Source organism: Pseudomonas sp. PME37.24/025 (genome assembly GCF_055556615.1).
In genome coordinates this window covers 1-262 of record NZ_JBVHNK010000305.1, presented here as the reverse complement: position 1 = coordinate 262, position 262 = coordinate 1, and the positions used below count along the sequence as shown (strand labels likewise).

1 protein-coding gene is annotated in these 262 nt (G+C 67.2%); it reads right to left on the bottom strand.

Features of this window, described 5'->3' with window-relative positions; all coding sequences use genetic code 11:
- A partial coding sequence (locus tag ACZ3HH_RS30465) for an AAA family ATPase (RefSeq protein ID WP_465810360.1) occupies positions 1-262 on the bottom strand: 262 nt, incomplete at both ends.

Genomic DNA, 262 nt, shown 5'->3' with positions numbered 1-262 from the left:
CCCTCGTACAAGCCAACCCTGCTCGTGCGCGACCTGGACTGTTCCCTTGACCATCGTGGTTTTGCCCACGCCGGCGAGCCCCTGCACCGCGACGATCCGGTCTCTGCTCGTCAGCGCATGCTCGATCGCGCCTCGCTGGCCGGGGGTGTAGTCGAAGGTGGAATCGTTCCGCTCCGCACGCGCGGTGGCGATGGCCTGTTCGATTCTGGACCGGACTAATTCGGCAGGCGCGATCGCCGGCGTCGCATCTCGCTGCGCGAGC